Here is a 24617-nt window from a genome sequence, read left to right on the forward strand (position 1 = left end):
CTGTGTCGTTTCAGTTCGTATGCGCAGCGGGCGCGCAAACGCGCGCGCGGTGCACATATAATGAACATTGGCGCGGCGTAAAGGTTGCCGTGCGCAATTTACCGGCGGTTTTCGTCCGACTGTGGCGGCTATGCCACGCCCGCTGCCCCTAGGATCCGGACCCTACCATTTGGCGGGTGCGGGGTCGATCACGCGGAAGCCGCCCGCTCCCACCTCGCTGACCTCCAGCGCGCGGATTGCAATGCCGCGGTCGTTGAAGCGGAAGATGCCGTCGATGCCGCCGAATCCATCCGCCGCCATCAGGCGTCCGGCAGGAAAGTTGGTCCCCGGCTTCCAGTCACGCGCAATGCGCACCGTCAGCAGCACCGAATCATAGCCAAGGCTGGCCAGACGATAGGGCGCCTTGCCGAACCGTGTGCGATATTTGGTGGCAAGCTGGCCGTAGAGGCCATCTGAAACGCTGGCGAACCACGCACCGCGCATTGCCGGATTGCCGCCCAAGGTGGCATCGGTGTTCCACAATTCGGTGCCGAGGATCTGGCGCTGTCCCGCGCCCTTGATGATCGGAACCGCGCGCACTGCATTGCCGCCGACATCGGCGATCAGCACCGCGTCCATCGCACCGGCGCTCGCCAGACGGCGCGCCGCGCCCGTCAACGCCGCGGCGCTGCGGTCATAGGTTTCGGTCGCGACGAGCGTTCCGCCCGCATTGGCGACCGCCGCCTTGAATGCCGCCATCGAACGCTCACCATAAAGATTCTTGGGGATCAGCGCGCCGAAGCGCTGCTGCCCCTTGGCCCGGGCAAAGCTCACGACCCGCTCGACCGACTGGCCGGGGACGAAGCCCATGATGAAGACCCCGTTGCCCGCGACGCTGCTGTCGTTCGAAAAGCTGATGACGGGCACCTTCGCCGCCCGCGCGATCGGCGCCACCGCGGTCACATCCTCGCTGAGCAGCGGGCCGAGGATCAGCTTGTTGCCGTCGGCCACCGCCTGCTTCGCGGCCGCGGCGGCGCCCAGCGCGGTGTCATAAGTCGTGATGCGGACCTTGTCGGCCTTGGTATCTAGCAGCGCCATCGTCGTCGCATTGGCGATCGCCATGCCCACATCGGCGTTGGTTCCCGTCTGCGGAACGAGCAGCGCGACGCGGTGGCGGTCGGTATCGGTCGGCAGGCCGGGGCCGACATTGTCGGTGGGCTTGTCGGGCGGCGGCGGGGTCGCCGGACCGCTGGTCTTCGGCACCACCTGGCATGCGGCGAGCAGCCCGCCAAGCGCCAGCGTCGCGATACCGCGCAGCAATTGCCGCCGCGGCGACGCATTCCCTTGGCGCTCGCGCGTCGTTTCTGCCATCTCTGACGCCATGCCGGATTCGACCATCTCTATATCTCCCTTGCCCGGTCTCTATATCGTCGCGACGCCCATCGGCAACCTTGGCGACATCACCCCGCGCGCCGCGGCGGTGCTTGCTCGCGCCGACGTGATTGCGGCGGAGGACACGCGCGTCACGGCAAAGCTGCTCGCACATCTGGGTTTGCGTGTTCCGATGACCCCCTATCACGATCATAGCGACGAACGCGCCCGTGCGGCGCTGGTTGCCCGGATGGCGGACGAAGTCGTCGTGTTGGTGTCCGACGCGGGAACCCCGCTGATTTCGGACCCCGGCTACAAGCTGGTGCGCGATGCGCGCGCGGCGGGACGGGCGATCACTACCCTGCCCGGCCCCTGCGCGGCGATCGCCGCCATTACCCTGTCGGGCCTGCCGAGCGATCGCTTTCTTTTTGCGGGCTTCCTGCCGAACAAGACCAAGGCACGCGCCGACACGATCGCCGAATTCGCCGCTTTGCGCGCCACACTCGTCTTCTACGAAAGCGGGCCACGCCTCGCCGCGACCCTGACCGCGCTCGCCGCCGGCCTTGGCAATCGCGAGGCGGCGGTCGCGCGCGAAATCAGCAAATTATACGAAGAATGTGTCACCGGCTCGCTCGAAGATCTCGCCGCGCGCTACGCCGACGCACCACCAAAAGGCGAAATCGTCGTGATGGTCGGCCCGACCCAGGAGCACGCCGTCGAAGCTGCCGACGACGCAGCGATCGACGCGGCGCTGCGCGATGCGCTGGACGAGCAGCCGGTGGCCAAAGCCGCCAAGGCCGTCGCCAAGCGCTTCGGGCTCGACCGTCACGCCGTTTATGCGCGCGCACTCGCGCTTAGGGATCGCGCTTGAACCGAGGATCGCGCTTGAACCGCTCCGCCGCCGAAGCGTGCGGACGCCGGGCCGAGCTGCGCGCTGCCTGGTGGCTGTGCCTGCATGGCTGGCGTATCCGGGGCGAACGGCTGCGCGTTCCCGCGGGCGAAGTCGATCTGGTGGCGCGGCGCGGCCGCACCCTCGCTTCCATCGAGGCAAAATGGCGCGACAGCACCGCCGACCTCGATATGGCGATCGGCGAATTTCGCCTGCGCTGCGTCGCGGCAGCCGCAGAAATGCTCAGCGCGCGCTTTACGCGACCCGATGATGATATTCGCATCGACGTGATGCTCCTTGCGCCGGGGCGCTTGCCTCGCCATCTGGTCCACGTCTGGCAGCCCTGAAGGAAGACGGAATGACCCTGCGCGCGGCGGTTCAAATGGACCCGATGGATGGCATCAATATAGGCGGTGACAGCAGTTTCGCGTTGATGCTGAAAGCGCTCGAACGCGGCTACACCCTCTATCACTACGATGTGCGCGGGCTGACCTGGGAGGCCGGACGGCTGACGACACGGGCGCACCCCGTGCTCGACGTCAAGCGCGAGACCAGCGCGCATTACCGCTTCGGCGATCCGGTGACGATCGACCTTGGCCGCGATGTCGATGTCGTGCTGATGCGGCAGGATCCGCCCTTCGACCTCGGCTATCTTACCGGCACCTGGTTGCTCGAACGCATTCGGGGCGAAACGCTGGTGGTCAATGATCCCGTTTCGGTGCGCAACGCGCCCGAAAAGGTTTTCGTGCTCGATTTCCCGCAATTCATGCCGCCGACGATGGTCACGCGCGATCTTGACGCGGTGAAGGATTTTCAGGCGCGCCACGGCGCCGTCGTCGTCAAGCCGCTGCACGGCAACGGCGGCAAGGCGGTGTTCCGTATCGACGCCGACGGCAGCAATCTCGGCGCACTGGTCGAACTTTTCGGTCAGGTCTGGCCCGAACCCTTCATGGTCCAGCAATTCCTGCCCAGCGTGTCCAAAGGCGACAAGCGGATCGTTCTGGTCGACGGCGACGTGGCCGGCGCGATCAACCGCAAGCCCGGCGAAGGCGAATTCCGGTCGAACCTTGCCGTTGGTGGCTATGCCGAAGCGGCCGAATTGACGCCGCGCGAGCAGGAAATCTGCGCCGCGCTCGGCCCGCAGCTCAAGGAACGCGGCCTGATCTTCGTCGGTATCGATGTGATCGGCGGCGAATGGCTCACCGAAATCAACGTCACCTCGCCGACCGGGATCGTCGCGATCGACCGTTTCAACAACAGCGATACGGCCGGCATGATCTGGGATGCGATAGAACGCCGGATCGCTTGAGCCGCCACCGCGTTTGCCATCCATGACCGAATTCATCCTCGATCTAATTCAGGCGTGGGGATATTGGGGCATTGCCGTCCTGATGTTCCTCGAAAACGTCTTCCCGCCCGTCCCGTCCGAAGTCATCATGGGGCTGGGCGGCATTGCGGTCGCGCAAGGACGCTTCGACTTCTGGACCCTCGTCGCGGTCGCGGTCGCCGGCACCACCGCGGGCAATTGGGTGTGGTATGCAATCGGGCGCTGGATCGGCTACAAGCGGCTGAAGCCCTTTATCGACCGCCACGGCCGCTGGCTGACGCTCGACTGGCACGAGGTCGAGCGGCTGCACGCGGGCTTCGTCCGATATGGTCCGGGCATCGTCTTCGTCGCGCGCTTCATGCCCGTCGCGCGGACGATGGTGTCGCTGCCCGCGGGCATGGTGCATATGAATCAGGCGAAATTCCTGCTGTGGACCGCCGCCGGATCGACAATCTGGATCGCCGCGCTCGCCGGTGCGGGCAACTGGTTCGGCAAGCAGTTCGCCGATATCGAACAGTTCGTTGGCCCGCTCGCGCTCGTCGCGATCGGCTCGCTGGTCCTTCTCTACTTCTGGCGCGTCTTCACCTGGAAACCCAAGCACCGCCGCGACTAACCGGCGCGCGGGTGGGCGCTGCGATAAACGTCGAGCAGATGCGCGGCATCGACTGCGGTGTATATCTGCGTCGATGCCAGACTCGCATGGCCCAAGAGTTCCTGCAGGCTGCGCAAATCGGCCCCGCCCGCCAGCAGATGCGTTGCGAAGCTGTGGCGCAGCGCGTGCGGCGTCGTGCGCTCGGGCAGGCCGAGCGCGCGGCGCGCCTGCCGCACGCTGGCGCGCACCACACCCGGTTGCAGCGGCCCGCCGCGCGCGCCGACGAACAGCGGCGCATCCTTTCCCATCGGCCAGGGGCAGGCCGCGGCATAGCGTGCGACCGCCGCCGCGACCGCGGGCAGGATCGGCACGATCCGCGTCTTGCCGCGCTTGCCGGTCACGCGCAGCGTTTCACCGAGCGGCAGCGCTGCGCCCGATAGCGACAGCGCTTCTCCGATGCGCAGACCCGCGCCATAGAGCAGCAGCAGCAAGGCAAAATCGCGCGCGCCGACCCAGGCTTCGCGGGCATTGTCCTCGACATCCTGCGCAAGCTGCATCGCCTCGGCCGGCGCGACCGGGCGCGGCAGTCCCTTTTTGACGCGCGGACCGCGCATCTGCGGTACGCTGGCGTTCGACCCGCCGACGAAGCGCAGAAAGCTGCGCAGCGCCGACAATTCGCGCGCGGCCGAGGCATTGCCCAGCCCGTCGGCCCGGCGATCGGCAAGATAGGAGCGCAGATCGTTCGGGGTCAGGCCTTTGAGCATGCGCGCATCGACTGCCCCGCCGCGATGATGCGCCAGAAAGCCGCAAAAGCGCTCGGCGGTCGCGATGTAGGCGCGGCGCGTATGGTCCGACCGGCGCTTTTCATGCGCCAGATGGGCGTTCCAGTCGCGGATCAATTGATCGGTCACGGCTCCCCTCCCATTCCGTCCGTGTCGAGCCCGTCGGCTGCCTGGGTAGGCGCCCAGGATGAACTTCGGCTTCTGGATGCGAACGGTCTTGGAGAGCCTAGTGGGTTTTCACCACCTCGGAAAGGATGCTGTCGAGCAGCAATATGCCGTCGTCGGTCACGCTCAGCCGGTCGCCAGCCTGCCGCATCATCCCCTGCCCGACCAGCCGCGCCACCGCGTCGGCATCGACGAACGCATCGCGCCCCAGCCCGCTCCGTGCCTCGATCCGCGCCAGATCGATGCCCTCGGTCAGCCGCAGGCCCATCAGCATCGCCTCGGTCGCGCGTTCGTGCGGCGGCAGGTCGGTCTCGACCTTCAGGCCGTGGCCGTTGCGTTCGACCGCCGTGATGAAATTCTCAGGCTTCTTGTGGCGCTCGGTCGCCTGGGCAAGCCGCCGTCCATGCGCGCCAGGCCCGACCCCCGCATAATCGCCGTAGCGCCAATAGGTCAGATTATGGCGGCTTTCCTCGCCCGGCCGTGCATGGTTCGACACTTCGTAACGCGGCAGCCCCGCCGCGCGCGTCATCGCCTGCGTCGCGTCGAACAGGTCCGCGGCCGCATCGCCGTCGGGCAGGAGAAGCTCGCCTCTGGTAGCGAGCGTCGCGAAGCGCGTGCCGGGTTCGATGGTCAATTGATAGAGCGAAAGGTGCCCGGTGCCGAACCCCAGCGCATCGGCAAGTTCGCGCTCCCAATCGACAAGCCCTTGGCCCGGCCGCGCGTAGATAAGGTCGAAGCTGGCACGGCGGAAATGCGCCTGCGCTGCCGCAATCGCCCCCCGCGCCTCGTCGCCGCCGTGCGCGCGCCCCAGAAATTCAAGCACTTGCGGATCGAAGCTCTGAACCCCGATCGACACCCGATTGACCCCCGCAGCCGCAAGATCGGCGAAGGCGGCAACCTCGACCGAGTTCGGATTGGCCTCCAGCGTGATCTCGCAGTCGTCGGTCAGGCCCCATAGCGCCGCCGCCTCGGCGATCACCGCCGCCACCGTCGCAGGCGGCATCAGGCTGGGCGTGCCGCCTCCGAAGAAGATCGACGACACCCGCCGCCCCGGCAACAGCGCCGCCTCATGCCGCAAGTCGGCAAGCAACGCATCGCGCCAGACCGCCTGATCGACGCTTTCGCGGACATGGCTGTTGAAGTCGCAATAGGGGCACTTGCTGACGCAAAAGGGCCAATGGACATACAGGGCGAGCGGTTCGGTCATACCAAGGAATATAGCGATGCCCATCTCACTTCGTCATGCTGAACTCGTTTCAGCATCCATGGCCCGAGCTCGATTTTCGTGCGGTGCTCAAAGGCAGGGGTGGCCCATGGACCCTGAAACAAGTTCAGGACGACGAATCTCGGGACGCCAGCGCTCTAAAACACCCCCGCCACCAGCTTCGCAAAAGCATCGGCCCGGTGGCTGATCGCATGTTTCTCGGCCGGATCGATCTCGGCATAAGTCAGGGACTTGCCAGTCGGCACGAAGACCGGATCATAACCAAACCCCAGCGTACCGCGCGGCGGCCAGGTCAGGCTACCGCCTGCCCGCCCCTCGAAAATCTCGGCATGCCCGTCGGGCCAGGCGAGCGCCAGCGTGCAAACGAAACAGGCGCTGCGGTCGACGTCCGATCCTTGCTCGGCGAGCAACCCCTCGACCTTGCCCATCGCCATATACCAGTCGCGGCCCTTTTCGCCCTCGAACCACTGCCGCTCGGCCCAGTCGGCCGTATAGACGCCGGGCCGCCCGCCCAGCGCCGCTACTTCTAGCCCGCTGTCATCCGCAAGCGCGGGATGCCCCGAAGCCGACGCACTCGCATGCGCCTTCAACAACGCATTCTCGGCGAAGGTCGTCCCGGTTTCGTCGGGTTCGGGAAGGCCGAGGTCGCTCGCCGACACCGGTTCGATGCCATAAGGCAACAGCAGCGCGCGAATTTCGCGCACCTTGCCCGCATTATGGCTCGCGATGACGAGTTTGCCGGGAGCGAGCTGGCGCGTCATGTCAGCGTCCCACCGCCTTCGCCTGCGCCGCGAAAATCTCGCCGCAGCCGATGCGCGCGAGGCGGAGGAGGCGCAGCAGGCCTTCCTCGTCATAGGTCGCGCCTTCGGCGCTCGCCTGCACTTCGACGATCTGGCCCTTGCCGGTCAGCACGAAATTGCCGTCGGCTTCGGCGTTCGAATCCTCGTCATAATCGAGGTCAAGGACGGCGGCGCCCTGATACATGCCGCACGAAATCGCCGCGACCTTGTCCTCGATCGGATCTTCGGCAATCGCCTTGGCCGCGATCAGCTTGTCGACCGCGAGGCGCAGCGCGACCCACGCACCCGAGATCGACGCCGTGCGCGTGCCGCCGTCGGCCTGGATCACGTCGCAATCGATCACGATCTGGCGCTCGCCGAGCTTCTTCATATCGACGACGGCGCGCAAGCTGCGCCCGATAAGCCGCTGAATTTCCTGCGTTCTCCCCGACTGCTTGCCCTTCGCCGCCTCGCGACTGCCGCGTGTGTGCGTCGCGCGGGGCAGCATGCCATATTCGGCGGTGACCCAGCCCTGGCCCTTGCCGCGCAGGAAGGGCGGCACCTTTTCCTCGACGCTGGCGGTGACTAGCACCTTGGTGTTGCCGAAGCTCACCAGCACGCTGCCTTCGGCATGGATGGTGAATTCGGTTTCGATGGCGATGGGGCGCATCTGGTCGGGCGCGCGGCCGGAGGGTCGCATGATATTCCTTTCATCGTTGAAGGCGCGGCTCTTAGGCGCGCGCTGTCATCCACTCAACCGCATCTTGAAGAAATCGAGGATTTCGTCGCGCGCCTGCACCGTCGGCTGGCCTGCCTCGTCGATCAGGTGGATGGTGACGACGCTGTGCGGGTTCTTCATCGGACTGTCGGGGTTCGCCGCCTCGTCGGGCAGGACGCGGCCGACGAAGCGCTCGCCCAGCGCGTCCGCATACGCCGCAAAGCGCGCCGCTTTGCAGAATTTGTCGCCCGCAAAGCGATAGGCGAGTACGGTCAGATCCTCGGCCTCCATCCGCGCCTTCACCGCCGCCAGTTCATCGGGTGCGATATGCATGCCCGCGGGATCATTCAGCGGCAGCGACGGCTGCGCGAGCACCGGCGCCAGCACCGCGGGTTCGAGCATCATCGACAGCGCGAAATTGCCGGTGAAGCACATACCAATTGCCCCGACGCCCTTGCCGCCGCATTCTTCGTGCGCCAGCGCCGCGAGCGCGCGCAGCCACCGCGTCGCGGGCGAGCTTTCATTTGCCTGAAAGGCGCGGAACTGGCGGCTGATGCAGCCCCCGATCATCGTGAACAATGCGCCCGGCATGCGCGGCACGGCGCCGTCCTTCCCGAAGATATGCGGCATATAGACAGTGAAGCCCGCATCGCGGACCCAGCGCGCGAACCGCGCGACATGCGGGCTGATTCCCGGCATTTCGGTCATCACGATCACCGCCGGGCCGCCGCCCGTCACATAGACGAGCCGGTCGGTGCCGAGCAGGCGAATCATCCGCCGGTCGAAATCGTCGAGCGGATCGTCGCGATCGAGCGGACGTGTGGTCATATTTCTCTCCCCCCCGGGTGGCCCCCTGAAGCTGGGTAAAGGTAGGTAGAAGATGCGCCCGATGCACCTGTTTTCGTCGCGCGCTCGGCCCAATTTCGGTATCGCAATACGATGAGGCGTCGTAGCGCCATTCGACTAGCGCCGCGAAGGGTGATAATCAGTCGCTTTGGTGGGAGATGCCTATGCTGCGCTGGTTGCGCGAACGCTATCTGCTCGTACTCGGGTCGATCTATATTTATAACGAACATCGTGGCTATACGGCGATCGACCGGGTTATCGAAGCGGTTCGCGCGCGGACGCCCGACGATCTGGCCTTGATCGCCGCGATCGAAAGCCACCGCGTCGACGAGCGCAAACATTATATGATGTTTCGCCGCTGGTTCGAACGGCGCGGTTCGATGCCGCTCGATGTCGATCGCACCTTCGGGCATATCGACCGCTTCGTCGAAATCATTTTTCGCACGCCGATCGACAAGCTCGATACGCAGGCGGTCATCGATCGTGACGAGCTGTTCGAACGGCTCTGCCGCGTTATCGCGCTGACCGAACGGCGCGGTTACAAGCAGGTCGAAACCCTGCTGAAAAACCGCTTCGTGCTCGACGATCCGATCCTGACGCGGATTTTCCGGATCATCCACAAGGACGAACCGAGCCACTGGGCCCCCTATGAGGCGTGGCTCGTCGCGCACGGGCGCCGGCGCCCGCGCTGGTGGGAACGGGCGATCGACGCTTTCATCCATTCCGAATTGCTGTTCATCAAGCTGCCGTGGCTTTTCCTCAACCCCTGGGTGGGGCGCCGCACCGCCTGGCCCGATGCGCGCGATGATGAAGCCTATTGCGATCGCCCGCTCCCCGCCGTCGCCCACGCTGCTGCATGACCGACTATAGCGGAGGGGTGGAACTGCCCGCCAACGGACAGGCCCCGGCGGGCGAAGCCGGGCTGGCGTCGCGCCTGTTCAATCGCCGCGTCGGCGGCATGCTGCTCAAGAACACGGCGGTCAGCAGCGCCGTCTTTCTGGTCGGGCTAGCCGTTCTCTGGGGTCTGGTGCAATGGGGCAGGATGCAGGCGGTCCCCGCGGCGGCGATCGGCTTTCTGACTTCGAACAGCCTGCACTATGCGCTCGGCCGTTCGTGGATATTTCGCGGCACCGATCGCGCCATCGGGTCGGGCTATCTGATCTTTCTGGTCAATGCTGGGGTGGGCATGGCGATCACCATCCTGCTCTTTGCCGCCTTGCTCAAATGGACTGCCATCCACTATCTCGTCGCCCGCGTGATCGTGTCCGTCTTTGCCGGGCTCGCGATGTTCGTGCTGAACGCGGTGCTCAATTTTCGACAGGTGTAAGGTGCGGATCGCGCTATTTACGGGAAATTACAATTATGTGCGCGAAGGCGCGAACCAGGCGCTCAACCGCCTTGTTGCGCATCTCGAGCAGCATGCGGGCGCCGCGGTACGGGTCTATTCCCCCGTCACCGACACGCCGGCGTTCGAACCGGCGGGCGACCTGGTCCCGGTGCCGTCGATCGCGCTGCCGGTGCGCAGCGAGTTTCGGCTCGCGCTCGGCCTGCCCCGCGCGACCCGCCGCGACCTGACGCGGTTCGCGCCCGACATCATCCATGTCGCGACCCCCGATATTCTCGGCACCCGCGCGCAGACCTTCGCCCTCGATCGCGGCACGCCGCTTGTCGTCAGCCTGCACACGCGGTTCGAAACCTACCTTGGCTATTACGGCCTCGACTGGCTGCGGCCGGTGGTCGACCGTCACATCCATCGTTTCTATCGCCGCGCCGATCATGTCCTCGCCCCAACTCCGGGCCTTGTCGACGAGATGCGCACGCTGCGCGGCGATGACCGGGTCAGCCTTTGGAGTCGCGGCGTCGATCGCGACCTTTTCTCGCCGTCGCATCGCAGCCTCGAATGGCGCCGCGCGCGTGGAATCGCCGACGACCGGATCGTCATCCTCTTCTTCGGCCGCCTGGTGCTGGAAAAGGGCGTCGAGGAATATGTCGCGATATTGCGCGAATTGCTGTCCAGCCACCCAGTCACGCCGCTGGTGGTGGGCGCAGGACCGGCGACGGAGGCCTTTGCTGCGCTCCCCTCTGCGGTGCTGACCGGTCATCTTGATGGGCAGGAACTCGCCCACGCGGTTGCCAGCGCCGACATCATGCTCAACCCGAGCACGACCGAAGCCTTTGGCAATGTCGTGCTCGAGGCGATGGCGTCGGGCATGCCCGTGGTCAGCGCCGACGCGCCGAGCGCGAGCGCGCTGATCGTGGAGGGCGAAACGGGTCATCTATGCGCGCCCGGCGACCGCCGCGCCTATTCGGACGCGCTCGTTCGGCTCATTGCGGACGGCGACGCGCGGCGCGCAATGGGCGCCGCCGCACGCGCAAGAAGCGCCGCCTTTTCCTGGCACGCCGCATCCGAAAGCGTCGCGCGCCTCTATCGCACGATCCTCGCGCCGCCTCGGCAGGCCCGGCCGGACGGCGACGGCGTCAGCGCCATCCTTGCCCCCGCCCCTTCGCATCCCTAAATCCATGCCATGACGACCCCGCCGATCACCGAATTGACGACGCGCGCGCGCGATGTGTTCCGGCTCGTCGTCGATGCCTATCTGGAAAATGGGCAGCCGGTCGGGTCGCGTACGCTGTCGAAGCTGGCGACGCTCAACCTGTCGCCCGCGTCGATCCGCAATGTCATGCAGGATCTTGAAGAACTCGGTCTGCTCGCGAGTCCGCACACCAGCGCCGGACGCCTGCCGACCGAACAGGGGCTGCGTCTGTTCGTCGACGGGATGATGCAGGTCGCCGAACCCTCGGCCGAGGATCGCGCGCAGATCGAGGCGAGCCTCGCCGAAGGCGGCCCGATCGAAAGCGCGCTGGCGCAGGCGACGGCCACGCTGTCCGGCCTCTCGGCCTGCGCCGGCCTTGTCCTCGTCCCCAAGCATGAACGCGTGCTCAAGCAGGTCGCCTTCGTTCCGATGGCCGACCGTCAGGCGCTAGTCGTGCTCGTCGCGGGCGATGGATCGGTCGAAAACCGCGTCATCGACCTGCCCGCCGGATTGGTGCCGTCGGCGCTGGTAGAAGCAGGCAATTATATCTCGGCCATGCTCGGCGGCCTGACGCTGGCCGAGGCAATGGCGCGGGTGCGGCGCGAGATAGAGGACGAACGGATCGCGATCGACCGCGCCGCCGCCGATCTGGTCGCGCGCGGGCTGGCCATCTGGTCGGTCGACGGCGCCGATCGGCCGGTTCTGATCGTTCGCGGGCAGGCGAATCTGCTCGACGACAGCGCGGTCGGCGATCTCGACCGGGTGCGCCAGCTGCTCGACGAGCTCGAAACAAAGCAGGACATCGCCGGCCTGCTCGACAGCGCGCGCGAAGGCAGCGCGACGCGCATTTTCATCGGGTCGGAGAACAAGCTCTTTTCGCTGTCGGGATCGTCGGTTATCGCCGCGCCCTATCGCGGATCCGATGGACGGGTGGTCGGCGTCGTTGGGGTTATCGGCCCGACCCGCTTGAACTATGCGCGCATCGTTCCCATGGTGGATTTTACAGCACAATCGCTCTCAAGACTGATACGATAGGGTTATGACGAACATCGAAAACGAAACGCCGGTCGAAGACGGCCAGGCCCCGGAAACCGAAGCGGCAGCGACTGCCGAGGCCCCCGCGCAGGACGAAGCGGGCAAGCTCGCCGAACAACTCGCCGCGGTGCAGCAGGATCTGCTCTACGCGCGCGCCGAAACGCAGAATGTGCGCCGCCGCGCCGAAAAGGAAGTCGCCGACGCGCACGCCTATGCGGCGACCAAATTCGCGCGCGATATCCTGTCGGTCGCCGACAATCTCGGCCGAGCGCTCGCTTCGCTCAGCGAAGAACAGCGCGCCGACGAGGCGATCAAGCCGCTGCTCACGGGGCTCGAGGCGACCGAGCGCGAACTGATGAGCGTGTTCGAACGCCACGGCATCACGCGCATCGCCGCGATCGGCCTGCCGCTCGACCCGAACCAGCATCAGGCGATGCTCGAAATCCCCAGCGACAAGGACGCCGGCACGATCGTGCAGGAAATGCAGGCTGGCTATATGATGAAGGACCGCCTGCTGCGCCCCGCGATGGTGGGGGTCGCGAAGAAGGCGGAATAACCCCGCGTATAATTCCAACGCGTTCCCCCGCGAAGGCGGGGGTCCATCGCCGACCGTTTCAGATTTGCGCCGCCAGAAGATGGGTCCCCGCCTTCGCGGGGACACACTATCGCGACGCGGGCACTCAGGCCGCCTTGCGCAGCTTCGCGAGCTTCTTCAGCACCATGTCGCGCTTCAGCCGCGACAGATGGTCGATGAAGAGAATACCTTCCAGATGGTCATGCTCGTGCTGGATGCACGTTGCCATCAGGCCGGTCATGCGCTCCTGGTGGTGCTTGCCGTCCACGTCCTGCCAATCGACCGTGACTTCGGCGGGACGCGTCACATCGGCATATTGTTCGGGGACCGACAGGCAGCCTTCCTGATAGACGCTATGCTCTTCGCTCTCGTCCGAAAAGACGGGATTGATGAAGACGCGCGGCTCGCGGATCACCTTCTTGCCTTCCTCGTCCTCGGGATCGGGTTCCTGAAGATCGATGACGAGAATGCGCTTCGGCACCCCGACCTGAATCGCCGCCAGCCCGATGCCGGGCGCGTCGTACATCGTCTCGAACATGTCGGCGACGAGCTGCTTCAGCTCGGCGTCGAACGTCTCGACGGGCTTTGAAATCACGCGCAGCCGCGGATCGGGGGTCTCTATGATGGGTAGGATGGCCATGGGTGCGAGGTATGGACTGACGGCGCTTCCGTCAAGAGACCGGTCGCCGCGCCCTCAGCGCCTGCGCCAGCGTTCCCTCGTCGAGATAATCGAGTTCGCCTCCCACCGGCAAACCATGCGCGAGCTGCGTCAGCCGCACCGGATAGCCCTCCAGTCGCTCGGCGAGATAATGCGCCGTCGTCTGCCCCTCGAGCGTCGCGTTCATCGCGAGGACCACCTCGTCGATGCCGCCCGCCGCGACGCGCGCCACCAGCGCGTCGATGCTCAAATCCTGCGGCCGCACACCTTCGAGAGCCGACAATCGCCCGCCCAACACATGATATTTGCCGGGAAACAGCCGCGACTTGTCAAGCGCCCACAGGTCCGACACTTCCTCGACCACGCACAGGCTGCGCGGGTCGCGGCGCGGATCGGCGCAGATCGCACAGGGGTCGCTGGTATCGACATTGCCGCAGATACCGCACGTCACCAGCCGCTCGGACACCGTCTGGAGCGCCGCGAGCAAGGGCGCGAAACTGCTCTCGCGCTTTTTCATCAGATGCAGCACCGCGCGCCGCGCCGACCGCGGGCCAAGGCCCGGGAGCCGGGCGAGTTGCTGGACGAGGGCTTCGATTTCGGTGGACGCCATGGGTAGGGTGGTAATGACCCACAGCGTGGCCCGCAACATTCGTCATTGTGAGCGCAGCGACGAAGCAATCTCCAGCCATCGACCTTGCACAACATCGCATCCTCCGCCAAAGGCGCTGCCCATGCGCATTGCCTTCATGGGAACGCCGCCCTTTGCGGTGCCGACGCTCGCCGCGCTCCACGCGACGGGGCATGAGATCGTGGCGGTTTACACCCAGCCGCCGCGCCCGGCGCAGCGCGGCAAGAAACTTCAGCAGAGCGCGGTGCATCTCTGGGCGGAGGCGCACGGCCTGCCCGTCCGCACGCCGAAGAGCCTGCGGACCGAAGAAGCGCAGGGCGAATTCGCCGCCCTCGACCTCGATGTCGCGGTGGTCGCCGCCTACGGCCTCATTCTGCCGCAGGCGATCCTCGACGCGCCGCGCGAAGGTTGCCTCAACGTCCATGGCTCGATCCTGCCGCGCTGGCGCGGCGCGGCGCCCGTGCAGCGCGCGATTCTGGCGGGCGATAGCGAAACGGGCGTCACCATCATGCAGATGGATGCGGGGCTCGACACCGGCGGCATGCGCCTGATCGGCCGCACGACGGTTGCGGGCAAGACCGCGGGCGAACTGACCGACGAACTCGCCGCAATGGGCGCGGCGCTGATGGTCGAGGTGCTGGCCGACCTGTCCGCCTGTCCGCCCGCGCCGCAGCCGGATGACGGCGCCACCTATGCCGCCAAGATCGACAAGAGCGAGGCGCGGCTCGATTTTCTGGTCAGCGCGCCCCAGACCGAACGCCAGATACGGGCGTTCAACCCGGCACCCGGCGCCTTTTTCGAGCTGGAGGGCGAGCGGTACAAGATTCTCGCGGCCGATGTCGTGCATCCCGCCGACACCGTCGCCGGAGCCGCGCCCGGCGTCACGCTCGACGATGCGCTGACCATCGCCTGCAACCCCGGCGCGATCCGCGCCACCCGTGTGCAGCGCGCGGGCAAGCCGGCAATGGATGCGGCCGAACTGCTGCGTGGTCGACCGATAGCTGCGGGAACGCGCCTGGCATGACCCGCTTCGCCCTCACCATCGAATATGACGGCCGCCCGTTCATGGGCTGGCAGCGCCAGTCGCATGGCCCCAGCGTTCAGCAGGCGATCGAGGAAGCTGTCACCCGCATCACCGCCGAAACGGCCCCCGTTCACGGCGCCGGGCGCACCGACGCCGGGGTCCATGCGATCGCGATGCGCGCGCATGTCGACATCGAAAAGGCCATCCAGCCCTTTCGCCTGATGGAAGCGCTAAACGCCCAGCTTCGCCCCGCGCCGGTGGCCATCCTTGCGTGCGAGACGGTCGCCGACGACTGGCACGCGCGCTTTTCGTGCCTCGGCCGCGCCTATGAATATCGCATCGTCAACCGCCGCGCGCCGCTGACCTGGGACAAGGGGCTCGCCTGGCAATTTGCTAAGCCGCTCGACGCCGAAGCGATGCACGGCGCGGCGCAGGCGCTGGTGGGGCGGCACGATTTCACCACCTTCCGCTCGGTGCATTGCCAGGCCGAAAGCGCGGTGAAGACGCTCGACCGCCTGTCGGTCAGCCGCCATGGCGACGAGATCGTCATCGAAGCCGCGGCGCGCAGCTTTCTGCATCATCAGGTTCGATCGATGGTCGGCTGCCTCACCCTCGTCGGCGAAGGCAAATGGTCGGCGCGCGACCTGAAAGCCGCGCTCGACGCCGCCGACCGGCAGGCTCTCGGCCTCAACGCACCGCCCGACGGCCTCTATTTCATCGAAGCAAGATATCCCTGACCCACGAAAAAGGGCGGCCCTTGCGGACCGCCCTCTTCACGTCTCGGCAGAAAAGGCTCAGAGCGCCTTTTCAGCGTAATAGAGCGGCGCATGTTCGTTGAGGATCTGAAGGATCTTCGCCTGCGCGGTCTTTTCGTCGCTTTCTTCCATCGCGGCGAGTTCGCGCGCGAGGCGGCTCGACGCCGCTTCGAAGATCTGACGTTCCGAATAGCTCTGTTCGGGCTGATCGTCGGCGCGGAACAGGTCGCGGGTCACTTCGGCGATCGACACGAGATCGCCCGAGTTGATCTTCGCTTCATACTCCTGGGCGCGGCGCGACCACATGGTGCGCTTAACCTTCGGCTTCGTGGTCAGGACCTGAAGCGCTTCCTTCAGCGTCTTGTCCGACGACAGCTTGCGCATCCCCACGCCCTCGGCCTTGTTGGTCGGGACGCGCAGGGTCATTTTCTCCTTTTCGAAGCGCAGGACATAAAGTTCGAGCTGCATGCCGGCGATTTCCGACTTCTGCAGTTCAATGACGCGCCCCACGCCATGTTTGGGATAAACGACATAGTCACCGACTTCAAAGACGAGCGTGTTTGCGGACATGCAGGTTCCTTTCATTTGCCCCGTCGGGACCGGAAAAGCGCGAAAAGGCCGGGTACGTCCGCCCTCGTCGGAGGGGGATCGAAGCAAGGCGGTCGGCGCTAGCCAGTCAAAGCGACAAGGGATATGGCTCCATAAGGACGCCGCAGGGTGCCTTTCCGGCGATGGAAAGAGGCAAGCTGTCGACGCGTTGATATTTATTATATCAGATTCGCAACAAAATTGCCACCCCGCACGGAAATCCGCGGGTCGGCGGCTTGACGCCCCCCAAAACGCGTTTCACCTTGAGACGGAAAGACAGATGGGGATGCCAAGATGAAAGATCAAATCTGGTGGGTTACAGGGGCTTCGTCGGGTATCGGCGCGGCGCTGGCGCGCGGCCTTGCGGCGCGCGGCGCGCGGCTGATTCTGTCGGGTCGCAACGTCGCCGCGCTCGAAGCGGTGGCAAAGGATTGCGGCGCGGGCACGATGATCCTGCCCTTCGAGGCGACCGACTATGACGCGATTCCAGGGCTTGTCGAACAGGCCTGGGCCTGGGGCGGCCGCATCGACGGTCTCGTCAACAATGCCGGTATTTCGCAGCGCAGCCTGGCGGTCGAAACCGATTTTGCGGTCTATCAAAAGATCATCGCGGTCGACCTGCTTGCGCCGATTGCCCTCACCCAGCCGCTGCTTCCGCGCATGATCGCGGCCGGCGGCGGTCAGATCATCGCCATATCGAGCGTCGCGGGGGTTGCCGGCGTGCCGCTGCGCAGCGCCTATTCGGCGGCCAAGCACGGCATCATCGGCTATCATGACAGCGTCCGCGCCGAAAATGAGCATCTGGGGCTGAAGGTGCTGGTGGTCGAGCCCGGATCGGTGCGCACCAACGTCAGCCGCAACGCGCTCAACGCCGACGGCAGCGTCCGCGGCGCGAGCGATGCGGCAATCGACAACGGCCTGTCGCCCGACGATGCTGCGGCACAGATGCTCGCCGCAGTCGATGCCGGAACGCGCGAACTGGTGGTCGCCGAAGGCGCCGAAGCCGCCATCGCCGCCCTGCGCCGTAGCGACCCGAACGCGCTGTTCGACCGGATGAACGCCATGGTGCAGGCGGGCTATGCCCAGCAGATGGGCGCCACGTCAGCGTCCTGAGCGGGGCTTGGCGGTCCAAGGCCGCCTACCCTTATAGCAACAATATGGCAGAGCAAAAAGCCCCGCCGGATCGCTCCGGCGGGGCCATTCTTTCACCCTGACGGGCGCGATGCTTACATCGCGTGTCCCGCCAGCGCCGCGAGCAGCAGCAGCGCGACGATGTTGGTGATCTTGATCATCGGGTTGACGGCCGGACCCGCGGTGTCCTTGTAGGGATCGCCGACAGTGTCGCCCGTCACGGCTGCCTTATGGGCTTCGCTGCCCTTGCCGCCATGATTGCCGTCCTCGATATATTTCTTGGCATTGTCCCATGCGCCGCCGCCCGAGGTCATCGAGAGCGCAACGAACAGGCCGCCGACGATCACGCCGAGCAGCAGGGCGCCGAGCGCGGCAAAGCCGTTCTCCTGGCCCGCAACCGCCGAGATCACGAAATAGACGACGATCGGCGCCAGCACCGGCAGCAGCGAGGGGATGATCATCTCCTTGATCGCCGCCTTGGTCACGAGGTCGACCGTGCGCGCATAGTTCGGCTTCGACGTGCCCGCCATGATGCCGGGATCGCCCGCGAACTGATCGCGCACATCCTTCACCACGTCCCCCGCCGCGCGGCCGACGGCGGTCATGCCCATCGCACCGAACAGATAGGGAAGCAGCGCGCCGAGCAGCAGCCCGACGATGACATAGGGGTTTTCGAGGCTGAAATTGACCGTCAGGCTCGGGAAGAATTCCCGAAGGTCGGTCGTATAGGCCGCGAACAGCACCAGCGCGGCGAGGCCCGCCGAACCGATGGCATAACCCTTGGTCACCGCCTTGGTGGTGTTGCCGACGGCGTCGAGCAGGTCGGTCTTTTCGCGCACGCTGTCGTCCAGCCCCGCCATTTCGGCGATGCCGCCCGCATTGTCCGTCACCGGGCCATAAGCGTCGAGCGCGACGACCATGCCGGCGAGCGCCAGCATCGCAGTCGCAGCATAGGCAATGCCGATCAGCCCCGCGAGTTGATAGGCGATGATAATGCCAGCAACGATGACCAGCGTCGGCAGCGCGGTGGCTTCGAGGCTGATCGCGAGGCCCTGGATCACGTTCGTGCCATGGCCCGTTTCCGAGGCCTTGGCGATCGACCGCACCGGACGGAAGCCCGTGCCGGTATAATATTCGGTGATCCAGATGATCAGGCCGGTGATGACCAGACCGAGCAGCGAGCAATAGAAAAGATCGCGCCCGGTAAAGTCGGTGCCGGTGACCGCCGTTTCCATCCCGCCCAGCGCGTGGCTGGTCGCAAACCAGATCGCGGGGACCGCGAGGATCGCCGAAACCAGGAAGCCCTTGTACATCGCGCCCATGACATTGTTCGAGCCGCCGAGGCGGACGAAATAGGTGCCGATGATCGAGGTGATGATGCACACCCCGCCGATCAGCAGCGGCAGCGACATCAGGCCGGGCAGCAGATCGCCCGCCCCTTTCAGCAGCAGCGCGGTCAACACCATGGTGGCTCCGACGGTGACGACATAGGTTTCGAAAAGGTCGGCCGCCATGCCCGCGCAGTCGCCGACATTGTCACCGACGTTATCGGCGATGACCGCGGGGTTGCGCGGATCGTCCTCGGGGATACCCGCTTCGACCTTGCCGACCAGGTCAGCGCCGACGTCGGCGGCCTTGGTAAAGATGCCGCCGCCGAGACGCGCGAAGATCGAAATCAGCGAAGCGCCGAAGGCCAGCGCGACGAGCCCGTCGACGACCGTGCGGTCATCGCCGCCCACCGTCTTGCCCATCTGGACCGTCAGCACCCAATAAAATACCGCAATCGCAAGCAGCGCGAGCCCGGCGACGAGAAGGCCGGTGATGGCACCGGCGCGAAAGGCGAGCGTCAGCCCGGCCTGCAGCCCCTTTTGGGCAGCGGCCGCGGTACGGACGTTTGCGCGTACCGAAATATTCATGCCGATGAATCCGGCGACACCGGACAGGACGGCGCCGATGACGAAACCCGTCCCCGAAACGGGTCCGAGTGCCCCCGCGACGATCACCGCCACGACGACGCCGACGATGGCGATGGTGCTGTATTGCCGTTTCAGATAAGCCTGCGCGCCTTCCTGAATGGCGGCGGCGATTTCCTGCATCTTGTCATTCCCCGCCGAGGCGCCGAGCACCTGCCGCGAGGTAATGAACCCATAGAGCACGGCCAATAGGCCGCACGCTATCGCGATCAAAACCGGATTCATGCGTGTCTGTTCCTTCCCCAATGAAGGGGGCGGACACAGGATAGCTGTCGAACGTCCGACTTATTGATGCCGGTTCGCTCTCTCCCCTGATGCGACCGCCCCAAATTCTGGACGCCGCGTTATGGGAAGAAACCTCGCCCTTTGGCAAGCCCGGTTTTTTCGCCCTTTTCCGCGCCTAGTGCGCGAAACCGAGACGCTCCGGTAGCGCGACGCGCTGCGCCCGGTGCGTCAGCAGCAATCCGGCGCCGACGGCGGCATGGCCGATCGCCGTCACGGCGACGCCTTCGGCGGCCGCATGCGCCCGGATTGCATCGGCTTGCCCCGAGTCCGCCGCGAAGAGCAATTGATAATCGTCGCCTGCCGTTGCCGCTGCGAGCCGCGTGTCGAGAACGTCGGGACGCACCGCGAGCAGCGCCGCCGACAGCGGCACCACCTCCAGCATCAGCGCGATCTGGCAATCGCTTGCCGCCGCCATCCGCTTGGCGTCGATCAGCAGGCCGTCGGAAACATCCATCATCGCATGGACATGCGGCGCAAGCGCCGCGCCCAGCGCCAGTTGCGGCAAGGGCCGGGCATAGGCGGCCATGCAGGTTGCGCCCGGTTCGATCTCGCCGAGCCGCATCGCCAGGCCGACGCCCGCGTTGCCGATCGTCCCCGTCACCCAGATCTGATCGCCCGGCCTTACCCCGCTGCGCGCCGGCGCTCCGGTCGCGGGCGCGCGGCCGATTGCGGTCAGGCCGAAACTGCGCGGCGCGCCGGCGGGCGGGCGCACCGTGTCGCCGCCGAGCAACGGCACGTCGAACCGGCGCAGCACATCGTCCAGCCCCGCGACGAAGGCGGCGTCCCACGCCGCATCGCCCGACAGGCTATAGCCGAGCAGCACGCCGAGCGGCGCTGCGCCCTTCGCCGCAAGGTCCGACAGATTCACCGCAACCAGCTTCCACGCAATGTCCTGCGGCGTGTCGTCGGGCAGGAAATGGACGCCCTCGACGATCATGTCGTGCGTCAGCACAAGATCGCCGAGCAGCGCCGTGTCATCGGCCAGCCCGCGCGCCGCAGGATCGGTCGCGATGGTGCGCAGATGGGCAATGAAATCGGCTTCGTTCATTGCGGCAAGCCTAGTGGATCATGGGCCGGCATAAAAGGGAGACATCGATCCTCCCTGTGGCGAAGCCATCGGGCGGTGGCAGCGCGAAGCGCTGACGGAGGGGCTATGACGCAAAGCTACCGCTCCTCCACCATAGTTCGGACGGTCCCCCTCCCCACCGCTGCGCGGCAGGGAGGATTTTCTATTTCGCGCGCACATCCTTGCCGATGGCATCGAGCAGGCCGTTGGCAAAACCCGCCTCGCGGCCGTCGAAAAAGGCTTTGGCGACATCGACATATTCGCTCACCACCGCGCCAACCGGCACATCGCCGCGCGCGATCAGTTCATAGGCGCCGGCGCGCAATATCGCCTTCATCGTGCGGTCGAGCCGATCCATGGTCCAGCCGCTTGCCAACCGCGCCGTGATCGCCGCGTCGACCTCTACCGCCCGCGCCAGCGCGCCCTTCACGATATCGTCGAAGAAGGGAACGTCGGCTTCGGCATATTCGGCGTCCTCGATGATCGCGCCGATGCGGTGCTGGTGGAATTCATGGATCAGCTGCGCGGCCGGGGTGCCTTCCATTTCGTGCTGATAGAGTGCCTGGACGGCGGCAAGGCGGGCGGCGGAGCGGGATTGGGCGCGTTTGTTCATGGCTTTTCGTTTCAGTTGAGGCGCTGGCTGACCGACAGCGCATGCGCGGGAAGTCCCTCGGCATCCGCAAGCGCGACCGCTGCGGGTCCGATGGCCGCAAGGCTCGCTTCGTCGAGCGCCAGGAAGCTGGTGCGTTTCATGAAATCGGTGACCGAAAGCCCGCTCGAAAAACGGGCGCGGCGGCCGGTCGGGAGGACGTGGTTGGGCCCGGCGACATAGTCTCCGATCGCCTCGGGTGTCTGACGGCCAAGGAAGACCGAGCCCGCGTGGCGCACGCGCGCGAACAGCGCGTCGGCCTCGGCGGGATCGACCGCGAGTTCCAGATGTTCGGGCGCCAGCCGGTCGCAGAGCGCGATCGCATCAGTCAGGTTCGGCACGACGATGATCGCGCCATTGTCGGCCCAACTCGCCTGCATTGTCGCCGCAGTGCTCAGCGTCGGAATAATCGCGGCGACCGCGTCGGCGACCGCATCGGCAAAGGCGCTATCGTCGGTGAACAGGATCGACTGGCTCGTCGGGTCATGTTCGGCCTGGCTCAAAAGGTCGGCGGCGATGACGTGCGGCGCGTTGCGGTTGTCGGCGACGACGACGATCTCGCTCGGCCCCGCGACCATGTCGATGCCGACGACGCCGTAAAGCTGGCGCTTCGCCTCGGCCACCCAGGCGTTGCCGGGGCCGGTGACGACATCGACCGGAGCGATCCGGCCGGTGCCATGGGCGAGCGCCGCGATCGCCTGCGCGCCGCCGACGCGCCAGATTTCGTCGACTCCGCCAATATGCGCCGCCGCCATCACGACGGGATTGGTTTCGCCGCCCGGCGTCGGCGTGACCATCACGATCCGCTCGACCCCCGCGACCTTGGCGGGCAGGATGTTCATCAGCACCGACGACGGATAGGCCGCGCGGCCGCCGGGAACATAGACGCCCGCGGCATCGACCGCACGCCAGCGCGCGCCGAGCCGGGCGCCGGCGGGATCGCGATAATCGCGGTCCTCGGGCAATTGCGCGGCGTGATAGGCCCGGATGCGCGTCGCCGCGAGGTCGAGCGCGCCCCGCAATTCGGGGGCCAGCGCCGCATAGGCCGCGGCGCAGTCCTCAGCGGTGATGCGCCAGCCGCTGCCGTCGAGGTCGAAGCGATCGAAGCGCGCGGTATAATCGGCGAGCGCCGCGTCGCCTTCGGCCTTTACCCGCGCGACAATCGCAGCGACATCGGCGGATACGTCCGACGCACTCTCGCGCCGGTCGTCGACCAGCGCGTCGAATGCGGCGGCAAAGCCGGGGTCGGAGGCGTCAAGCCGCCGCATCGCGGACGGCCTCGCGGAATTTCTCGACCAGCGCGGGCACCTCGGCCGAACGCAGCTTGAACGCCGCGCGATTGACGATGAGCCGCGCCGAAACCTCGCTGATGATCGTCTGTTCGGCGAGCGCATTTTCGACCAGAGTCCGCCCCGTCGACACAAGGTCGACGATGTGCGAAGCCAGCCCTAGCTTCGGCGCAATCTCCATCGCGCCGTTCAGCTTGATGCACTCGGCCTGAATCCCCTGCCCCTCGAACCAGCGGCGCGTCGTCGCGGGATATTTGGTCGCGACGCGGATATGGCTTTCGCCCAGCCCCGGCGGCGCGCTGCCCTCCGGCCCGGCGAGCGACAGACGGCAATGACCGATGCCGAGGTCGACCGGCGCATAGAGCTCCGAATAGTCGAACTCGTCGACGACGTCCGAACCCACGATGCCGAGCTGCGCGGCGCCGTGCGCCACGAAGGTCGCGACATCGAAGGCGCGTACGCGGATCAGCGAGATATGCGGCTGGTTCGTCCCGAACACGAGCGCGCGGCTCTTCTTGTCGAAGAAGTCGGCGGCCGGCTCGATGCCCACACGGGCGAGCAGCGGCAGCGCCTCGTCGAGGATGCGTCCCTTGGGGATGGCAAAGATGATCGGTTCGGGCATAAGCGAGGGCGCACATAAGCGCCAGCGGGAGAAAGGGCAATGAGCGAGCGGTACAAGTTCGTCGACATGAACGAAACCGGACCCGACGCCGTCCGCACCGCTTTTGCCAATCAGGTCGCCTATTGCCGCGCGGCCGAAGCGCCGATCACGGCGCGCATCGTCGCCGCTGTCGCAACGCTCCTCGACCGGCCCGAAACCGGCTTCGCACGCCGCATCGCCGACTGGCCCGGCGCGGCGCTTGCCGACGCGCTGCCGCTGCGCGCCGCCGGCGGGCTCCATGCGCTGCACCTTTCGGGCGCCGCAGACGATCTCGCGCCAATCTATGCCGACGCCAACGACATCAACGATGCCGTCATCGTGGCGGGCGTGGTGCGACGGCACGAGGCGGCGCTGCTGCCGTGGCTCGACGGTCCGCCGCAGACAAACGAGGCGGGCCGGTCGGCCAACTTCATCGCCGCAATGCTGTGGCTCGCCGATCAGGGCCTTCCTGCGCGTTTCGAGTGCCTCGAAATCGGATCGAGCGCGGGGATCAACCTGATGCTCAACCGTTATCATTACGACCTCGGCGGCGTCCAGGTCGGCCCCCAGCCCGGCGTCATGGCCTTCACCCCGGACTGGCAGGGCCGCCATCCGCCGCAGCATGCGATCGAAATCGTGTCGGCGAAGGGATGCGATGTCGCCCCCATCGATCTGACCGATCCGGCGCAGGCACTACGTCTCAAAGCGTTCGTCTGGCCCGAACATGCCATTCGCTTCGCGCGAATCGAGGCGGCGATCGTTGCCGCCGAAGCGCGGCCGCCCGACCTCGTGCGCATGACCGCGGCCGATTTCGTCGAACAGGAATTGGCAAAGCCGCAGGCCGCGGGCACGACGCGCCTATTGATGCACTCGATCGTCTGGCAATATGTCCCCGGCGACCAACAGGCGCGCATCACCGCCGCGATGGAAGCGGCGGGCGCACGCGCGACCGCGGACCGGCCGCTCGCCTGGGTCGCGCTGGAAGCGAATCGCACCGTTCACGGCCACGAACTCGTCGTGCGCCACTGGCCGGGCGGCGCGGCGCCGGTTATGCTGGCGCGCGCGCACCCGCATGGCGCGTGGATCGAGTGGTTGGTGTAACCCCGCACTTTCCG

Annotated in this window: 27 protein-coding genes; 13 read left to right on the plus strand and 14 right to left on the minus strand. The window is 66.2% G+C overall.

Going from position 1 to position 24617, the window contains the following annotated elements; genetic code table 11:
* Positions 1–162: 162 nt before the first annotated feature.
* Positions 163–1350, minus strand: coding sequence for a penicillin-binding protein activator (locus MU856_RS10335; RefSeq protein ID WP_062900335.1), 1188 nt, complete (start codon positions 1348–1350; stop codon positions 163–165).
* 10 nt (positions 1351–1360) lie between these two features.
* Between MU856_RS10335 and rsmI the strand changes: the two genes are divergently transcribed.
* The 4 genes from rsmI to MU856_RS10355 are packed head-to-tail and all read left to right on the plus strand — an operon-like array spanning position 1361 to position 4179.
* Positions 1361–2221 (plus strand): 16S rRNA (cytidine(1402)-2'-O)-methyltransferase, encoded by an 861-nt coding sequence (rsmI, locus tag MU856_RS10340; RefSeq protein WP_263587490.1) that lies wholly within the window; start codon positions 1361–1363, stop codon positions 2219–2221.
* 14 nt (positions 2222–2235) lie between these two features.
* Entirely contained in the window at positions 2236–2586 is a 351-nt protein-coding gene (locus MU856_RS10345) for a YraN family protein (protein ID WP_263587491.1), read from the plus strand.
* A gap of 11 nt (positions 2587–2597) precedes the next feature.
* The gene (gene gshB / locus MU856_RS10350) at positions 2598–3548 is read left to right on the plus strand and encodes a glutathione synthase (RefSeq protein WP_234179774.1); all 951 of its coding nucleotides are present in this window, start codon (positions 2598–2600) and stop codon (positions 3546–3548) included.
* Between the two features lie 22 nt (positions 3549–3570).
* Positions 3571–4179 (plus strand): DedA family protein, encoded by a 609-nt coding sequence (locus MU856_RS10355; RefSeq protein WP_003039464.1) that lies wholly within the window; start codon positions 3571–3573, stop codon positions 4177–4179.
* Here MU856_RS10355 and MU856_RS10360 read toward each other — a convergent pair.
* The 5 genes from MU856_RS10360 to MU856_RS10380 all read right to left on the minus strand — a co-directional run bounded on the left by MU856_RS10360 (position 4176) and on the right by MU856_RS10380 (position 8655).
* Entirely contained in the window at positions 4176–5069 is an 894-nt protein-coding gene (locus tag MU856_RS10360; protein ID WP_062900339.1) for a tyrosine-type recombinase/integrase, read from the minus strand. The two genes, MU856_RS10355 and MU856_RS10360, sit on opposite strands and share 4 nt — an antisense overlap.
* A 97-nt stretch (positions 5070–5166) precedes the next feature.
* Entirely contained in the window at positions 5167–6312 is a 1146-nt protein-coding gene (hemW, locus tag MU856_RS10365) for a radical SAM family heme chaperone HemW (RefSeq protein WP_263587492.1), read from the minus strand.
* Positions 6313–6467: 155 nt separating this feature from the next.
* Positions 6468–7091, minus strand: a complete 624-nt coding sequence (gene rdgB / locus MU856_RS10370; protein ID WP_263587493.1) for an RdgB/HAM1 family non-canonical purine NTP pyrophosphatase — start codon at positions 7089–7091, stop codon at positions 6468–6470.
* Position 7092: 1 nt separating this feature from the next.
* Positions 7093–7809, minus strand: coding sequence for a ribonuclease PH (gene rph / locus MU856_RS10375; protein WP_186402404.1), 717 nt, complete (start codon positions 7807–7809; stop codon positions 7093–7095).
* Between the two features lie 45 nt (positions 7810–7854).
* On the minus strand, positions 7855–8655 hold the full coding sequence (locus MU856_RS10380) for a dienelactone hydrolase family protein (protein ID WP_263587494.1): 801 nt from the start codon (positions 8653–8655) through the stop codon (positions 7855–7857).
* A 182-nt stretch (positions 8656–8837) separates the two neighbouring features.
* On the opposite strand from MU856_RS10380, the gene MU856_RS10385 reads away from it, so the two are divergent.
* From MU856_RS10385 to grpE, 5 genes are read left to right on the plus strand one after another with little or no spacing between them, the layout of a single operon-like run.
* A complete protein-coding gene (locus tag MU856_RS10385) occupies positions 8838–9533 on the plus strand; it encodes a ferritin-like domain-containing protein (RefSeq protein ID WP_263587495.1) in 696 nt (231 codons plus the stop codon).
* Entirely contained in the window at positions 9530–10000 is a 471-nt protein-coding gene (locus MU856_RS10390; RefSeq protein ID WP_186402407.1) for a GtrA family protein, read from the plus strand. The genes MU856_RS10385 and MU856_RS10390 overlap by 4 nt, the downstream gene beginning before the upstream one ends.
* A 1-nt stretch (position 10001) precedes the next feature.
* On the plus strand, positions 10002–11189 hold the full coding sequence (locus tag MU856_RS10395) for a glycosyltransferase family 4 protein (protein WP_263587496.1): 1188 nt from the start codon (positions 10002–10004) through the stop codon (positions 11187–11189).
* Between the two features lie 9 nt (positions 11190–11198).
* The gene (gene hrcA / locus MU856_RS10400) at positions 11199–12242 is read left to right on the plus strand and encodes a heat-inducible transcriptional repressor HrcA (RefSeq protein WP_062900347.1); all 1044 of its coding nucleotides are present in this window, start codon (positions 11199–11201) and stop codon (positions 12240–12242) included.
* A gap of 4 nt (positions 12243–12246) precedes the next feature.
* A complete protein-coding gene (gene grpE, locus MU856_RS10405) occupies positions 12247–12798 on the plus strand; it encodes a nucleotide exchange factor GrpE (protein ID WP_062900348.1) in 552 nt (183 codons plus the stop codon).
* Positions 12799–12922: 124 nt separating this feature from the next.
* Here the strand turns inward: grpE and def are convergent, their stop codons facing one another.
* Both def and recR read right to left on the minus strand, forming a co-directional pair.
* Positions 12923–13456 (minus strand): peptide deformylase, encoded by a 534-nt coding sequence (gene def, locus MU856_RS10410; RefSeq protein ID WP_062900349.1) that lies wholly within the window; start codon positions 13454–13456, stop codon positions 12923–12925.
* A gap of 31 nt (positions 13457–13487) precedes the next feature.
* A complete protein-coding gene (recR, locus tag MU856_RS10415) occupies positions 13488–14084 on the minus strand; it encodes a recombination mediator RecR (protein WP_062767246.1) in 597 nt (198 codons plus the stop codon).
* Between the two features lie 121 nt (positions 14085–14205).
* Between recR and fmt the strand changes: the two genes are divergently transcribed.
* Positions 14206–15126 (plus strand): methionyl-tRNA formyltransferase, encoded by a 921-nt coding sequence (gene fmt / locus MU856_RS10420; protein WP_263587497.1) that lies wholly within the window; start codon positions 14206–14208, stop codon positions 15124–15126.
* Positions 15123–15863, plus strand: coding sequence for a tRNA pseudouridine(38-40) synthase TruA (gene truA / locus MU856_RS10425; RefSeq protein ID WP_263587498.1), 741 nt, complete (start codon positions 15123–15125; stop codon positions 15861–15863). Before fmt ends, truA begins: the two co-directional genes overlap by 4 nt.
* A gap of 57 nt (positions 15864–15920) precedes the next feature.
* Here truA and MU856_RS10430 read toward each other — a convergent pair whose 3' ends face one another.
* The gene (locus tag MU856_RS10430) at positions 15921–16451 is read right to left on the minus strand and encodes a CarD family transcriptional regulator (protein ID WP_003039510.1); all 531 of its coding nucleotides are present in this window, start codon (positions 16449–16451) and stop codon (positions 15921–15923) included.
* Between the two features lie 312 nt (positions 16452–16763).
* Here MU856_RS10430 and MU856_RS10435 point away from each other — a divergent pair, with 312 nt between their 5' ends.
* On the plus strand, positions 16764–17582 hold the full coding sequence (locus tag MU856_RS10435; protein WP_263587499.1) for an SDR family NAD(P)-dependent oxidoreductase: 819 nt from the start codon (positions 16764–16766) through the stop codon (positions 17580–17582).
* Positions 17583–17695: 113 nt separating this feature from the next.
* Here the strand turns inward: MU856_RS10435 and MU856_RS10440 are convergent, their stop codons facing one another.
* The 5 genes from MU856_RS10440 to hisG all read right to left on the minus strand — a co-directional run bounded on the left by MU856_RS10440 (position 17696) and on the right by hisG (position 23484).
* Positions 17696–19798 carry a sodium-translocating pyrophosphatase gene (locus tag MU856_RS10440; RefSeq protein WP_003039517.1) on the minus strand — a complete coding sequence of 701 codons (2103 nt, stop codon included), beginning with the start codon at positions 19796–19798 and terminating at the stop codon, positions 17696–17698.
* Positions 19799–19973: 175 nt separating this feature from the next.
* Positions 19974–20906, minus strand: coding sequence for a thiamine-phosphate kinase (thiL, locus tag MU856_RS10445; RefSeq protein ID WP_263587500.1), 933 nt, complete (start codon positions 20904–20906; stop codon positions 19974–19976).
* Positions 20907–21087: 181 nt separating this feature from the next.
* The gene (nusB, locus tag MU856_RS10450; protein WP_263587501.1) at positions 21088–21537 is read right to left on the minus strand and encodes a transcription antitermination factor NusB; all 450 of its coding nucleotides are present in this window, start codon (positions 21535–21537) and stop codon (positions 21088–21090) included.
* A gap of 11 nt (positions 21538–21548) precedes the next feature.
* Positions 21549–22841 carry a histidinol dehydrogenase gene (hisD, locus tag MU856_RS10455; protein WP_263587502.1) on the minus strand — a complete coding sequence of 431 codons (1293 nt, stop codon included), beginning with the start codon at positions 22839–22841 and terminating at the stop codon, positions 21549–21551.
* The gene (gene hisG / locus MU856_RS10460) at positions 22828–23484 is read right to left on the minus strand and encodes an ATP phosphoribosyltransferase (RefSeq protein ID WP_062900357.1); all 657 of its coding nucleotides are present in this window, start codon (positions 23482–23484) and stop codon (positions 22828–22830) included. Before hisG ends, hisD begins: the two co-directional genes overlap by 14 nt.
* Before the next feature lie 39 nt (positions 23485–23523).
* On the opposite strand from hisG, the gene MU856_RS10465 reads away from it, so the two are divergent.
* The gene (locus tag MU856_RS10465; RefSeq protein WP_263587503.1) at positions 23524–24603 is read left to right on the plus strand and encodes a DUF2332 domain-containing protein; all 1080 of its coding nucleotides are present in this window, start codon (positions 23524–23526) and stop codon (positions 24601–24603) included.
* The last annotated feature ends 14 nt before the right edge of the window (positions 24604–24617 follow it).

The organism is Sphingopyxis sp. GC21, assembly GCF_025727575.1.
Classification (GTDB): Bacteria; Pseudomonadota; Alphaproteobacteria; order Sphingomonadales; family Sphingomonadaceae; genus Sphingopyxis; species Sphingopyxis terrae_A.

Bases quoted from the DNA above. Each gene is read 5' to 3' on its own strand.
- MU856_RS10335 (WP_062900335.1), bottom strand. From the start codon at position 1,350: ATGGCAGAAACGACGCGCGAGCGCCAAGGGAATGCGTCGCCGCGGCGG.
- rsmI (WP_263587490.1), top strand. From the start codon at position 1,361: ATGCCGGATTCGACCATCTCTATATCTCCCTTGCCCGGTCTCTATATC.
- gshB (WP_234179774.1), top strand. From the start codon at position 2,598: ATGACCCTGCGCGCGGCGGTTCAAATGGACCCGATGGATGGCATCAAT.
- MU856_RS10355 (WP_003039464.1), top strand. From the start codon at position 3,571: ATGACCGAATTCATCCTCGATCTAATTCAGGCGTGGGGATATTGGGGC.
- hemW (WP_263587492.1), bottom strand. From the start codon at position 6,312: ATGACCGAACCGCTCGCCCTGTATGTCCATTGGCCCTTTTGCGTCAGC.
- rdgB (WP_263587493.1), bottom strand. From the start codon at position 7,091: ATGACGCGCCAGCTCGCTCCCGGCAAACTCGTCATCGCGAGCCATAAT.
- rph (WP_186402404.1), bottom strand. From the start codon at position 7,809: ATGCGACCCTCCGGCCGCGCGCCCGACCAGATGCGCCCCATCGCCATC.
- MU856_RS10380 (WP_263587494.1), bottom strand. From the start codon at position 8,655: ATGACCACACGTCCGCTCGATCGCGACGATCCGCTCGACGATTTCGAC.
- MU856_RS10385 (WP_263587495.1), top strand. From the start codon at position 8,838: ATGCTGCGCTGGTTGCGCGAACGCTATCTGCTCGTACTCGGGTCGATC.
- MU856_RS10390 (WP_186402407.1), top strand. From the start codon at position 9,530: ATGACCGACTATAGCGGAGGGGTGGAACTGCCCGCCAACGGACAGGCC.
- hrcA (WP_062900347.1), top strand. From the start codon at position 11,199: ATGACGACCCCGCCGATCACCGAATTGACGACGCGCGCGCGCGATGTG.
- grpE (WP_062900348.1), top strand. From the start codon at position 12,247: ATGACGAACATCGAAAACGAAACGCCGGTCGAAGACGGCCAGGCCCCG.
- def (WP_062900349.1), bottom strand. From the start codon at position 13,456: ATGGCCATCCTACCCATCATAGAGACCCCCGATCCGCGGCTGCGCGTG.
- recR (WP_062767246.1), bottom strand. From the start codon at position 14,084: ATGGCGTCCACCGAAATCGAAGCCCTCGTCCAGCAACTCGCCCGGCTC.
- fmt (WP_263587497.1), top strand. From the start codon at position 14,206: ATGCGCATTGCCTTCATGGGAACGCCGCCCTTTGCGGTGCCGACGCTC.
- truA (WP_263587498.1), top strand. From the start codon at position 15,123: ATGACCCGCTTCGCCCTCACCATCGAATATGACGGCCGCCCGTTCATG.
- MU856_RS10430 (WP_003039510.1), bottom strand. From the start codon at position 16,451: ATGTCCGCAAACACGCTCGTCTTTGAAGTCGGTGACTATGTCGTTTAT.
- MU856_RS10435 (WP_263587499.1), top strand. From the start codon at position 16,764: ATGAAAGATCAAATCTGGTGGGTTACAGGGGCTTCGTCGGGTATCGGC.
- MU856_RS10440 (WP_003039517.1), bottom strand. From the start codon at position 19,798: ATGAATCCGGTTTTGATCGCGATAGCGTGCGGCCTATTGGCCGTGCTC.
- thiL (WP_263587500.1), bottom strand. From the start codon at position 20,906: ATGAACGAAGCCGATTTCATTGCCCATCTGCGCACCATCGCGACCGAT.
- nusB (WP_263587501.1), bottom strand. From the start codon at position 21,537: ATGAACAAACGCGCCCAATCCCGCTCCGCCGCCCGCCTTGCCGCCGTC.
- hisD (WP_263587502.1), bottom strand. From the start codon at position 22,841: ATGCGGCGGCTTGACGCCTCCGACCCCGGCTTTGCCGCCGCATTCGAC.
- hisG (WP_062900357.1), bottom strand. From the start codon at position 23,484: ATGCCCGAACCGATCATCTTTGCCATCCCCAAGGGACGCATCCTCGAC.
- MU856_RS10465 (WP_263587503.1), top strand. From the start codon at position 23,524: ATGAGCGAGCGGTACAAGTTCGTCGACATGAACGAAACCGGACCCGAC.